This window comes from Streptomyces sp. SN-593, from assembly GCF_016756395.1.
Classification (GTDB): Bacteria; Actinomycetota; Actinomycetes; order Streptomycetales; family Streptomycetaceae; genus Actinacidiphila; species Actinacidiphila reveromycinica.
Map to the genome: position 1 here is coordinate 8,190,242 of NZ_AP018365.1, position 12,333 is coordinate 8,202,574.

9 protein-coding genes are annotated in these 12,333 nt (G+C 71.5%); 4 read left to right on the forward strand and 5 right to left on the reverse strand.

Annotated features, from left to right (window positions below; all coding sequences use genetic code 11):
* Positions 1-165: 165 nt before the first annotated feature.
* Both RVR_RS34545 and RVR_RS34550 read right to left on the reverse strand, forming a co-directional pair.
* Positions 166-384: an MbtH family protein gene (locus RVR_RS34545; protein WP_202237860.1), complete on the reverse strand. Its 219-nt coding sequence runs from the start codon at positions 382-384 to the stop codon at positions 166-168.
* A gap of 679 nt (positions 385-1,063) precedes the next feature.
* Positions 1,064-2,854, reverse strand: coding sequence for a subtype B tannase (locus RVR_RS34550; RefSeq protein WP_202237861.1), 1,791 nt, complete (start codon positions 2,852-2,854; stop codon positions 1,064-1,066).
* A gap of 298 nt (positions 2,855-3,152) precedes the next feature.
* On the opposite strand from RVR_RS34550, the gene RVR_RS34555 reads away from it, so the two are divergent.
* Positions 3,153-5,039, forward strand: coding sequence for a serine/threonine-protein kinase (locus RVR_RS34555; protein WP_202237862.1), 1,887 nt, complete (start codon positions 3,153-3,155; stop codon positions 5,037-5,039).
* A gap of 386 nt (positions 5,040-5,425) precedes the next feature.
* On the opposite strand, the gene RVR_RS34560 is transcribed toward RVR_RS34555, so the two are convergent.
* Positions 5,426-6,790 (reverse strand): aminomethyltransferase family protein, encoded by a 1,365-nt coding sequence (locus RVR_RS34560; RefSeq protein ID WP_202237863.1) that lies wholly within the window; start codon positions 6,788-6,790, stop codon positions 5,426-5,428.
* A gap of 390 nt (positions 6,791-7,180) precedes the next feature.
* On the opposite strand from RVR_RS34560, the gene RVR_RS34565 reads away from it, so the two are divergent.
* Entirely contained in the window at positions 7,181-8,173 is a 993-nt protein-coding gene (locus tag RVR_RS34565; RefSeq protein ID WP_202237864.1) for an Lrp/AsnC family transcriptional regulator, read from the forward strand.
* 83 nt (positions 8,174-8,256) lie between these two features.
* Here RVR_RS34565 and RVR_RS34570 read toward each other — a convergent pair whose 3' ends face one another.
* Entirely contained in the window at positions 8,257-9,408 is a 1,152-nt protein-coding gene (locus RVR_RS34570) for an MBL fold metallo-hydrolase (RefSeq protein ID WP_202237865.1), read from the reverse strand.
* A gap of 463 nt (positions 9,409-9,871) precedes the next feature.
* Complete coding sequence (locus tag RVR_RS34575; protein ID WP_202237866.1) at positions 9,872-10,306, reverse strand: hypothetical protein; 435 nt, start codon at positions 10,304-10,306, stop codon at positions 9,872-9,874.
* 536 nt (positions 10,307-10,842) lie between these two features.
* On the opposite strand from RVR_RS34575, the gene RVR_RS34580 reads away from it, so the two are divergent.
* Positions 10,843-11,253 (forward strand): hypothetical protein, encoded by a 411-nt coding sequence (locus RVR_RS34580; RefSeq protein WP_202237867.1) that lies wholly within the window; start codon positions 10,843-10,845, stop codon positions 11,251-11,253.
* Entirely contained in the window at positions 11,243-12,283 is a 1,041-nt protein-coding gene (locus RVR_RS34585) for a hypothetical protein (RefSeq protein ID WP_202237868.1), read from the forward strand. The genes RVR_RS34580 and RVR_RS34585 overlap by 11 nt, the downstream gene beginning before the upstream one ends.
* The last annotated feature ends 50 nt before the right edge of the window (positions 12,284-12,333 follow it).

The following is a 12,333-nucleotide window of genomic DNA, read 5'->3' on the forward strand; positions in this document are numbered from 1 at the left end:
CACACCGTCATATGCCCGCCGCATACCGCGAACCCGCCAGGGGGTTCCCGTCCGCCCGGCACGGCCCCAACGGCAGGGGCGGTGCGGGGAATTCGACTGCGGCGATCGGGGTTGCGGAAGCGGCCCGTCCGCCCGGGACGCGCGGCGCGTCCCGGGCGGACGGGGTCAGCCGGCCTCGTTCTCCATGGCCCGGACCAGGCTGGCGGGCCGCATGTCGGTCCACACCTTCTCGATCGAATCCAGACATTCCTGGCGCGTCCCCTCGGGACCGTCGGCGATCCAGCCGTCCGGGCGATCAAGGTGCGCCGGCCACAGCGAGTACTGCCGTTCGTCGTTCACCAGAACGACGAAGGTGCCGGACTCGTCATCGAAAGGATTGGTCATGTCCCCTCCCCGTATCTCTTCTCCTGCAATCGCATTAACGGCCGTGCCGTCCGTCTGCCCGGCGTGCGCCGACGTATTGCCGGCGCACTCGGGCGGCGCGGTCGTTAATCCGCCACTCGCCGCATCCCCTCCGCGGCCTGGTCAGCGTACATGAGCGCGCATCGTGAGTCCGAAAGACTGATTATTCCTTCGGGGTTGGCCGATTCCATGCTGGTGGATCGGGCGTCGCACGGTGTGCCGGAGTGAGGGCGGGGACCGGGGAACCGGGCCTTCGTACGCGGGCGAACCCCTTTTCGAATGCGTGCGAAGGAAGCCCGCATCTGCGGTTTTTCCCGCGGCCGTTCGATGGGTTCCGAGAAGCGTGCATTAATCATTGGGCAATGCTTCACTACTGGTCCGGGCCGGCGGGAGGGAGCACCGCGCCCCCGCCCGGCCGCCCCTCCTCGAATCGGCCGCAGCGTGGCCGATTCCCGCCCCTGCCGGAGGTGGTACGGCGGAGCCGGATGCGTAAGCGGAGCGTGGAGTGCGCCGGGGGAGTGGGCCCGCGCGGTGGCGGGCGGGCTCGCGCGCGGTGGTGCTCCGGGAGCCGGGGCGGGACAGGCGCTCGGCCGGAGAAGGACGGCCGAGCGCCTGGACCCGCGTGGCTTCCGCTGTTTCCGGCTGGCCGGGGCGGGAGGTGCTACGGCAGGTTGCCGGCGGCGGGCGGGTTGCCGGCCTTGCCGACGACCTTGGCGATCCAGGCCATCGCCTCCGGCACGTCGTAGTTGCCGGCGTGCGGTTGGTTCCAGGCGAGTTGGTAGTTCACGTCGCGGACCTGGGGGTCGGCGGCGAGTGCCCGGTCGAGGTTGATCGAGACGGTGAACGAGGTGTCCCGGTCCCGGGTGCCGGCGCGGACGTACCAGTTGGGCGCGGTGTCGGCGGCCGTGGAGCCGATGAAGTCCATCGGGTCGATGAGGTGGACCTGGTCGTCGACGGTGGTGCTCTTCCTCGCGGTGTACTGCTTCCAGGTCAGCCCGGTGTCGTCCAGGCCGCTGCCGTCGCCCGCGACGTCGTTGTGGTCCCAGCCGAACTCGGTGTAGTTCATGTACGTCCGGGTGGACGGGCCGAACAGGTTGGTCTCGGTGCCGCTGGTGGTGTTGCCGTGGACGCCGACCGCGTCGAACGCCGGTGTCGTCTTCAGGGCCTGCTGGGTGGCGACGAACTTCAGGTAGTTCGTCATGTCGACCGCGCGCACGGTGTCCGCCGCGTTGTCGACGTCCAGCCAGTCGTTGACGTACGACGTGGTCGTGCCGCCGCCGGGGCCGGGGGAGGTGATGACGAAGTCCTCGCCCAGTGCCGGGATGGTGCGGGCGGGGTCGGCCCTGAGGTAGGTCTCCGCGGAGCGGACGACCTCCTTCTTGATGGTGTCGAGCATGGTGGCCGCGGTGAGGGGCGAGCCGTCGGGGTTGCGCAGGCCCAGGCCGTTCTCGTACGCGGCGAACTTCGCCGCGATCGTCGCCGCGTCCGCCGGCTGCGGGTTCTGGCCGGTCGCGTCGCGGGTGCCGAGGACGGTGTACAGCCACTCGTAGGCGGTGTCGGCGTTGCCGAGGTCGGTGATCGGGCAGTAGGCGTCGACCGCGAACACGTCGTCGCGCAGCGTGCTGCGGCCTGCCGCGTCGATGCCCGCCGCCCCGATCGCCGCCAGGTACGGGTCGTACTCCCTGTCGTTGCCGGAGGCGCCCAGGATCGAGGCGAGCGCTCCGCCGCCGCTGGTGCCGTTGACGACGATCCGCTCGGCGCTGCCGGGCATGGCCGCGTCGTTGAGGCGGAGGTAGCGCACCGCCGCCTTCGCGTCGACGGCCGCCGCCGGGGCCTTCCCCGGGGAGGAGCCGTCCGCCCCCACGAGGCCGCGGCTGCGGTTCGCGACGTCGACGAGGACGTAGCCGGCCTTGAGCGCCGCGCCGACGTTGCTCGTCGCACTGCTGTAGGACGCGCCCTCGGTGATGCTCGGCCTGATGTAACTGGCCATCCACCCGCCGTTGTTCACGGCGAAGTAGATCGGCGCCCGCTGGTCGCCGAACGCGCTCTCCGGCACGAACACGTTCATGGACTCGTAGCCGCAGCGGGTGTTCTGGATGGTGGTGGTTCCGCCCAGGCCGGGTTGCTGCGGGGCCGCGGCGACCGGGTCGGCGACGTAGCAGATCTCCTTGTAGTACCGCAGGTTGACCGGCTGGCCGTCGATCGTGACGGTGATCGGCGTGTAGGAGGCCGGGTCGAACGCGAGCGCCGCGTCCTGCGCGTCCACGACGTGGCCCGGCACGTGCGGGGTGGACGCGGCGGCCAGCGACGCCGGCGTCACGACCGCCGTGAGGGCGAGAGAACCGGCGATCGCGATGCCGCGCAGGGAGCGCCCGCGGACCGGGGCGCGTCGTGCCGGGGGCCCCGCGGGGGGAAAGGGGGTGCGTCCCAAGGACGCGTGGAGCCGCTGCATGGAGTCTCCTCATCGAGTACCAAGTGCTGCGCCGATGCCTCGGGTCAAGGCGTCGAGCACGCTACAAGATTGGTGACAATGTGGACATCGATTTCACGTCATCTTTTTGTTGACGATTCCTGGCCGCGCTCCGTCGAGCACGAGGGGGAGGTGGTGGCGTGCTTCGGTCGGGGCGGACGCGGTCCGGATGGCCGTCCATGCGGAACGCTGCGGGTCGGCGCTACCATGCGTTACCTTGTGTGTTCCAACGGTCACCTCGGGCTACCGGGTGGGTGGCGGGATCACGGGGGTAGGGGTCATGCCGGACGACGGGGACGAGATCGCCGGCCGCTACCGGCTCGTGCGGCGCATCGGCAGCGGCGGCATGGGCGAGGTGTGGCTGGCCTACGACAGCGGGCTGGAGCGGCAGGTGGCCCTCAAGCGCGCCCGGTCGCAGGAGGGCATGGCCGTCAAGCGGCTGCGGAAGGAGGCACGCAACGCCGCGAGGCTGCACCACCCGCACATCACCTCGGTCTTCGATCTGGTGGACTCGCCGGGGGGTTGCTGGATCGTCATGGAGTACGTGGCGTCGCGCAGCCTGGCCCAGACGCTGGCGGAGCGGGGGACGATGCCGCCCGGTGAAGTGGCCTCGATCGGCTGCCAGTTGGCCGTCGCGCTGGAGGTGTCGCACCGCGCCGGCGTCGTGCACGGCGACGTCACCCCGGACAACGTGCTGATGGCGGAGGGGGACTTCGCCAAGCTCACGGACTTCGGGATCGCCCGCGCACTGTGGCGGGAGGACTCGCGCAGTTGGAACGGCGGCGTCTACGGCAAACCGCGTTACATGGCCCCCGAGGTGGCGCGTGGCCAGCGGTTGACGGCTGCGGCGGACCTGTTCTCGCTGGGCGCCACGCTGCACGCCGCACTGGAGGGGCGGTCGCCCTACGGCACGGCGGAGGACCCGGTGGCCTACCTGGAACTGGCCAGGAAAGGACGTGTCGTGCACAGTGGCCGGGCCGGCGCGCTCTCCGCACCGCTGCGGGCGCTGCTGTCCGGCCGGCCGGAGTCGCGGCCCAGCGCCGCCGAGGCCGCGCGGCAACTGCACGAGCTGGCGGGCGGCGCGTGCGCCTGTGTGCGGCCGCCCGGGGACGGCGACAGACCGCCGGTCCCCCCGGGAGGACAGGCGTGGACCTGGCGCCGCGCCGCGGTGGCGGGCACGGCGGCCCTGGCGCTGGTGGCGGCCACCGCGACCGTGGTGACCGTGGCCCAGCCGTTCCGGGGCCGGGCCGGCTCCTCGGGGGCGGGTGCGCCGGCCGACCCGGGGCGGAACCCCGGCGGGCCGGTCGGCGACGTCTACTCCGCCGATCCGTGCAGCCTGCTGGCACCCGACTCGCTGGCCCGGTACGGATCGGTCGAGATCGACCCGGCCTACGCCAACTTCGACCGCTGCGACCTGCTGGTGGACGAAACCGGCGGTGCCGGGGGGAGCGCCGTGGTCGTCGACGTGTCGGCGACCTTCCTGCTCGCCGGGGCACAGGAGCCGTCCGCCCTGGCGGAGGTGGAACGGGTCGGCTCGGTGACGGTCGTGTCGGAGCCGCTGGAGGACGAGGAGTGCCAACGGCTGCTGCGGACCTCGCAGGGGGCGTGGGTGAGGGTGGTCGCGAAGGCCGCCGCGGGCAGCCCGACCCGGGTGTGCGCGCTCGCCGACACGGCGGCGGACCGGGCGACCGGGGTGCTCAACCGCGGTGGGGTGGCCCGGCGCAGTCCGGTGGCGGCGGCCGACCGGTCCTCGCTGATCCGATCGAACGCGTGCGCGCTGCTGAACGCCGCCGCCCTCGGCCAAGTCGCCGGTCTGGACTCCCGGCACGTGGAGGCGGGGGTGGGCGGTTGGAGCTGCGGATGGCGCGGGTCCGGGAGTTCCGCCGAGGTGGACCTCCGCTTCGACCAGGGGCAGCCGCCCACCGCCGACGACGACGGCCAACCGGTACGGCTCGGCGGACGACAGGCGTTCGTCCGGGCGCAGGGCGGTGAGACGGGCGGTTCGTGTACGGTCAAAGTGCTCTACCGCACGTACCGGGGCGCCCACGGCCTCATCTCCGAAACGCTGCTGCTGGACGTCTCAGGTCCCGGCTCGGCCGCGCAACAGCGCGCCAACGCGACGGCCCTGGCAACCGCGGTGGCCCGCAGCCTGCCCACCGCCGACTGATCCCGACTGATCCCGACCGATCACCGCGGATCGTCGGCCCGGGCTCCGGTTCCCACGGCATCGCAACCCGCCGGACCTTCCCGGCCGAACCGCCGTCCGGCACACCTGATCAGCCCTCGTCCGCCCGCGCCGGCGTCGGAACCACCGGCCCGCGGCCCGACGGCACTCCACCGGGGAGTTCCGTCTTCTCGCCCAGCGCGGCCGGCAGGGATGCCGCCGCAGCGGGACGGCCCTCGGTGAGATGCGCCAGGGCCCGGACCACGGGGGTGAGGACCTCGCGGAAGTCGGCGCGCGCGGCAGCTCCGGGCGGACACGGCCTTCTCCGGCGCCTTGTCCAACGCCCCTGCCGCGAGGGGCGGTTGCGCGTCCGTAGGCTCCTCGGTTCGTCAGAGGAGGGTGACGTCGGTGCGCCGGTGGTCGGGCTTGAACGGGAGCGAGGCGACCACCGCTCCGATGGTCTGCTGCGGGGTGCCGGGCCGGCCCCAGATCACATCGACCGCGGTGCCGGGCGCCGCGTGGGCCCGGTCGATGACGCAGAGCGAGATCGTCGCACGGAGGGCGGGGCTCAGGGTGCGTCCGGTGGCGACCCCGACGGGGGCGCCGGCGATGGTGACCTGGTCGAAGTGGGGGCCGGGCGCGCGGGGGACGTCCATCTGGTCGGGGAGTTCGCCGTCTCGGAACAGGGACGTGAGGACGCCGGCGACATCCTCGGGGTTCCACACCAGGCCGACCAGGACACGTGCGGGTCCGCCGCGTGCGGCCTGGGCGGCGAGGGCGTCGCGGCCGACGAACCGGCGGTCGGGGACATCGTTGCGGAAGCCCCAGCCGAGTTCGCCGGGGGTTCGGAAGTAGTCGGTGAGGCCGTTGGTCGGGACGAAGCTGCCGCCGGGGGTTCCGCGGCGGAACTGGCGGGGGGCGCCGGGGGTGGGGATGGACGCGGGAAGGTAGTCGAGTCCGTTGGTGGCGATGCCGGCCTCGATGTGCTGGACCGGCTGGGAGCGGAAGCCGAGCTGGCGGATGCCGTGCTCCTCGCCCGCGGACAGGACAGCCGTCCACACCGCCTCGGCGTCGTCGGTGGCGCCGTGCAGTTCGTAGCCGAGTTCGCCGGAGATGCCGGTGCGCAGGATGACGACGGGGATGCCGTTGACGTGGGTGGGCCGGCCGCGGCCGAAGTCGATGTCGCGGAGGCCCTCTCCGGTGGCCTTCTCCAGGACCGGCAGGGAGCGGGGGCCCTGAACGCCGAAGATGAACCGCTCGGCGCTGATGTCGGTGGCCTCTGCGTCCCATCCTCCGAGGGAGAGCTGCCACAGCAGCCAGTCGCAGCTTCCGGCGGTGTAGACGAACTCCTGGTCGCCGGTGCGGGTGAGGACGCCTTCGGAGGCGACATAGCCGTTGTCGTCGAGTTGGACGTGGTGCTTGATCCGGCCGGTCCCGAAGCGGGAGAGGTCGCGCATGCCCAACTGACTGAGGAAGGCGAGAGCCTGCGGCCCGCGGACGCGGACCTTGTGGAGGGAGGTCCAGTCGCCGATGTAGCAGGACCGGACGTGGGCGGTGGCTTCCTCGGTCCAGTGGGTGTACTCCAGGGGCAGCAGGATCTGCGCGAATCGCCCGTAGGTGCCCCGTACGTTCAGGATGTCCTGGGCTGCGGCGGCCGGGCTGAACAGCGCGGGCCGTTCGGTCAGGAACGGCCCGTCGGCGCCGCTGGCGGCGAGGGCCTCGTACGCGGCGCGCTGCCTGTCGACGATGCTCATGGTGGGCTCCGGTTCTGGTGCGGGTTGCTGGTGGTGGGCCGGTCGTGTCCGCGGTCGGCTCGCCGGCTGCCCCGAAGGGGGTGATCCGTGCGGTGGGGCGAGGGCCTGTCCGGCGGATCCTGCCGGGCCCGCGGCGCTCGGCGCGCAGAGAGCCGGCCCCGTGACCTGGGGGACTCGGGGGCTGCGGGGCACGACATCGTTCCTTCAGCGGCGGGAAGCCGCGATCAGCGGGTGCGGGGGAGAAGACGGCAGGCCCTCAGGGACCGTGCCGGTCCGTCCCTCCGCGAAGTCGGCCGCCAGCTTCGCCTTCGACGGACGGAATCGCCAGCGATCCGGCCTGCTCCGTCGGAGAAACTCCACCGCGGTCCGGCACCGTGTGATGATGCCTCCATGACGGACGACACGGACAGGAGGATCATCCATTCCCTCCGGTGCGCTCCGCGTGCGGCCTTCCGCCGTATCAGTGAGGTGATCGGCGCGTCCGAACAGACGGTGGCCCGTCGGTACAACGCGCTCCGCCGCGACGGCGTCCTGCGCGTCGTCGGCCGGGTGAACCCGGCGGTGGACGGCCAGGTCGAGTGGGTCGCGCGCCTGCACTGCCGGCCCGGCCGCGTCGACCCGCTCGCCGAATCGCTCGCCCGCAGGCCCGAAATCACCTATGCCAGCATCGCCTCCGGCGGTTCGGAGATCATCTGCATCGTCCGCTCACCCTCGGGCGAGCGTCGGGAGGACCTGCTCCTGAGCCGTCTGCCGCAGGTCGCCTCCGTCCTCGGCGTCAGCGTCGACCTGCTCCTCCACTCCTTCAATGCCCCGGGCACCACGGGCTGGACCGGTCACGAGGCCTCCCTCACCCCGGAGCAGGTGCGGCGCCTCACCGTGGAGCGGCCGGTCCCCGCGGGGCCGGCTGTCGTTCCGACCGCCGAGGACGCCCCACTCCTCGACGCACTGGCGGAGGACGGCCGTGCTTCTCAGACCCGCCTCGCGGAACTCACCGGCTGGTCCACTCCGCGGGTCGCGCGCAGACTCCAAACCCTCGAATCCTCAGGCAGCCTGACCTACGACGTCGACGCTCTACCCGAACGGCTCGGATACGAACTGAACGCCACCCTCTGGATCCGGGTGGACCTGACCGACCTCCACCGCGTCGGCGACGAGATCAGCCGGCACGACGAATGCGCCTTCGCCGGGGCCATGAGCGGGCGGCACAACATCATCGCCGTCATCGTCGCCAGGGACACGGCGGACTTCTACCGCTATCTCACCGGCCGACTCGCCCGCGTCGACGGCATCAAGGGCTACGAGATCAGCATCCGTGTACGCCGCCTGAAGCAGGCCGCCTCCCTCATCCACCACGGCCGTCTCGTCAGTCCGGCCCACGCCTGACGCAGGCCGTTCCTCCGACGGGGCAGGAGCCGGCGCGGTTCGGTGGTGTCGAACTGACCGCCTGGCGGAAAGCGGCGGCGGGTTCACCGCAGACGGACGACGTCCAGGTCGCCGCCGACCAGTACCTGCCCGTCGTACCCCTGCCGGGCCCAGCGCTTCCACTTGCGCGGGTCCAGCGTCTGCTCGGCCATGTCACCGATGTGGCTCAGCACCAACCGGTCCGCCTCGGCGCTCTGCGCGACCTGGCCGACCTCCTGGACTTCGACGTGGCTTTGCAGGAGGTGGTCGGCGAGCGCCTCGGGACCGGACCCTCCACGCACGTTGATGGCCTCGTGGACCAGCACGTCCGAACCCCGGGCCAGGGTGACCACGTTCTCGTGCCGGGCGGTGTCCCCGGAGAAGGTGACCGAGCCGTGGTCGGTGTCGAAGCGGTAGGCGAAGGCGGGGAAGGCGGGGCCGTGCGGCACCAGCACGGCCGTCACACGGACGCGATCGTCCTCCATCACGACGAAAGGCCGCATGACGGGGGACGTGTGCTGGAAGTCCGCGTGCACGGGAAGGGCGATCTCGTGCACGTCGGCGAGGCCGCGCGTCTCCCGGATGCCCGAGTCACGCATGAAGACGTTGGTGCTGTACGCGAAGGCGGCGTTCGCGTGGTCGAAGAAGCCTTCGAGTCCGGGCGTGGGGTCGTGGGGGCTGGTCGTCGGCGACTGGCCTCCCCCGTACGTCGGGGGCAGACCTCCGGCGGGCCCCGGACCGTACACGGGAAGCGGTCCGGTGAGGGTGTCGCCCTGCCCGGGGAGGACGAAGCCGCCGAGGAGGAACACCTGGAACAGCTCCGCGACGTGGTCCGCGTGCAGGTGCGTGACGAAGACCGCTTGCAGGTCGGCCCACGCGAGGCCGGCCCCGACGTACTGCGAGACCGCCTTGCGGCCCGCATCGACCAGGTACGTGGCGCCGTCGACGACGAGGGCCGAGGCGATGCCCGCACGGTTCCTGTCCGGAGGCGGTCCGCCCTGCGTCCCGAGGAGCACCACCGACGTGCCCCGGCGGGCAGGTCCTTCCCGTTGGACGGACGTCTGTGCGACGGCTCGGCCCGCGGGGAGCACGGCGGCGGTGAGGCCGACGCCGCCGGCCGCCGCGAGGAGTCCGCGCCGACTCGTCGCCCGCTCGGGGGTTCGGGCAGCCGTGGCATCGCTCGCCGGGACTTCCGGGCAGCAGGACTTCATGGACATCGCCTCCACGACGCAACACCGGGTCGGGTACCAGGCAGAGCGAGCCTTCACCGCGGACGTCACCGCCGTTGGCCGGCATTGCCGTGGCCGTCACTGCCGTTGGACGTCTCGCGCGGGTGAACGCGTCGTCGCAGCAGGTGCGCCTCCTGCTCGCTCCGACGTGCGGACCGTAACAGTGCCTCACCTGCCTCGGGAGGGGGTCGTTTGTTGCGGACAGTGCAAGCATCGCGTGCATCCAACGCCGCCTTCCGCCGGCGCAACGGGTCCGGGAGCACGCAGGATGCCGGGTTCCGGCGGGATGCCGGGTTCCGGCGGGACCTTGCCCCGGGAGCGGTCAGGACACCGCCGCCGGCAAGCGGGACGTGGAGCAGGACGTGGAACGACCTTCCGACGGCAAGCGGCCGCCCGGAAACATGTGCTGGCGCCGACCCACCCAGTGTCGACGCCAGCGGAACCCGTGCAGTCAGGAAGTGACGGGGTGGGACTTACAGGTGATCTTGAGGCCGTTCCTCTGTGCACAGATCGTCATGTCGTACGTGTGGTTTTCGGGAAGGTTCGGTCCCACCCACGGGCTCACGTACACGGCCGTGTGGCCGCTCGTGGTCGCCACCCGGTTGTCGGCGCTGAGGTAGCCGTAGACGGCGTACCCGTCGGTCAGCGTGTCGGCCACCCTCAGGGCGTCCCCCGGCTGCCCGTTGTAGGGGTCCTGGCTCCACTCGCCCCAGCCCATCACCTCCCCAGTGGAGTTCACGACCACGACGAGCGGGTAGTCCTCGCTCGATACGGCCGTGATCTGCAGCGTCGGCACAGCAGCGTCGGCTGCGCCCCCTCCGGTAGCGAGCACCCCGCCGGTCAACACGGCGACCGTGGCAGCTAAACCGACCATCCTGATACGCATCGTTGCTCCCCCTCCACCTCGCTCGGAACCCTTCCGGCGAGGACACCGCCTTCCACGCAGCGACAGATCCGTCCGGTTGGCGCCGTATTCGGCCAACCTCTCGCCTCCCGTCGTGAGCCGTTCGATCCGGCCCGTCGTCCTGTGCCGTCGGCACGTGGTCGACGGGCCGGGCGACGCCTTGATCCGGCCGTCATCCTCGGTTCGGGTACCGGTGCCGAGGTCCGCTGCGGCGACGTGGTGCGGCCGGCGGCCCCAGCGGCCGGCCGGGTTCTGCCCGCGAAATCCTTTGTCCTGGGTACGTCACAGGAGCCTGGCAAGTGCGGACGCCGGAGTGCCTCGCAAGTAATTTGGAAGTGCCGGACACGTGTGCACGATGCGACGCATGATGCGTGTGCGGCCGACGACATCCAAGGGGGGACGATGACGGACTTCGCGGGTGTGAACCCGCAGCGATTACGGCAACTGGCCGACCGGCTCAAGGATCTGGCGATGGCACTGGCCTCGGACGGCGGCACGATCCGGACGAACTTCGACCGGTGGGGCGGCTCCCTCCCAACGGCGTCACCAACAAGGTGGTCACCAAGGGCTTCAAGTACTCACAGACGCTCGCCACCTGGAGCCGATCCGTCAAAGCCCCGACCACCGACCCGTTCTCCACCGGCAACGCCGCCGCGCAGCAGGCCGTGAACTCGGATGACGCCAAGGACGTCGAGAAGGCGTACTCGCCGGCGCTGGCCCAGGGACTCATACGGTCGGGGAGGGTACCGGCGCCCACCGACCAGTCGTGGTACGACCCCAAGACCCGAACCGTGTCCCCGGACGCTTGGCAGAACACCGATTTCGCCAGCTGGTTCACCGGCACGAGCATCGCCTCCACGACGGACGGCGTCATGGGCGCCCTCGACAGCGGTTTCAGGACGTATGAGGGGTCACTCGATGGCAACTAGCCCACGGCCCGGCACCCGGACCAAGCGGTATCTGGCAGCGGCGGCGGTGCTCGGCCTGCTGGCCGGGTGCTCGGGCGGCGGCCACAAGGCCGACCCGGCCGGCCTGCCGACACCCACCGCGGGGAAGGTCGCCGCCTTCGACCTCGGTGCGCTCAGCGACCGGTACGACCTGAACGAGGAGGTGATGTCCGGCGACACCCTGGTGACCACCGCCGGGTCGGGCGACGTGTACCTGCTGGAATGGGACGGCGCCGACCATCCCGACGTGATGCGGATGACCCCGCGGGGTGTCGTCGGCAAGTACGTCCAGGTCGACCACCGGGTGGACAACGGCTCCATGGTGGTCCGCTCCGACGGCTCCGTCGTCTTCGGCGTCCTCAAGCAGAACCCGCCCACCCAGGTCCGGGAACTGCCCGTGACGGACAAGGACGGCCGCACCACCGCCCTCGCGGTCCCGCCGACCTCCGACAACGCGGTGCCCATCGGCGAACGCCCGGACGGGTCACTCGTCATCAGCGAGGGCGGCGACCTCTGGGCGGTCGAAGCCGGCAAGTCCACCCGCCTCTACCACCAGTCGAAACCGATCTTCACCGGCGCCGTGGTGGACCCGGCGGGAACGGTTTACTCCGCCACCGGGGACCTCTCGGACATCGTGGCGATCCCGGTCGGCAAGGCGCCCCGGCACCTGCACGTGTCCGGCACCCTGCCCGGCGCCCACACGGCGATCGCCTCGCTGCAACTGTCGCACCTGGCACCCGCGGGTGGCGGCGGCTTCTACGCCCTGGCCCAGAACGTCTCCCACTCGTCGGCGGCCGTCGTGTACGTCCACGGGGACCACGCCACGGTGCTGGCGGAGACCCCGAACGACGGCCACTCCTGCACGCCCGGCAAGCAGTACCCCGCCCTGACCAGCACCTGCGGAACGCAGGCGTACATCGCCCAGAGCGGCAAGCACGTCCTGCTCATCGGCAACCTGGTCCACCACAGCCCCGCGGATCCCGCACTCGCACTCGACGCGCCCGTCTCATGAGAGCCGCAGCGTGACGGCCTGGGACGGACGATTCTCCGAGGAGGACACAT

Coding starts and splice junctions, on each gene's coding strand:
- RVR_RS34585 (WP_202237868.1), top strand. CDS start 11,243: ATGGCAACTAGCCCACGGCCCGGCACCCGGACCAAGCGGTATCTGGCA.
- RVR_RS34555 (WP_202237862.1), top strand. CDS start 3,153: ATGCCGGACGACGGGGACGAGATCGCCGGCCGCTACCGGCTCGTGCGG.
- RVR_RS34565 (WP_202237864.1), top strand. CDS start 7,181: ATGACGGACGACACGGACAGGAGGATCATCCATTCCCTCCGGTGCGCT.
- RVR_RS34560 (WP_202237863.1), bottom strand. CDS start 6,790: ATGAGCATCGTCGACAGGCAGCGCGCCGCGTACGAGGCCCTCGCCGCC.
- RVR_RS34575 (WP_202237866.1), bottom strand. CDS start 10,306: ATGCGTATCAGGATGGTCGGTTTAGCTGCCACGGTCGCCGTGTTGACC.
- RVR_RS34550 (WP_202237861.1), bottom strand. CDS start 2,854: ATGCAGCGGCTCCACGCGTCCTTGGGACGCACCCCCTTTCCCCCCGCG.
- RVR_RS34570 (WP_202237865.1), bottom strand. CDS start 9,408: ATGTCCATGAAGTCCTGCTGCCCGGAAGTCCCGGCGAGCGATGCCACG.
- RVR_RS34545 (WP_202237860.1), bottom strand. CDS start 384: ATGACCAATCCTTTCGATGACGAGTCCGGCACCTTCGTCGTTCTGGTG.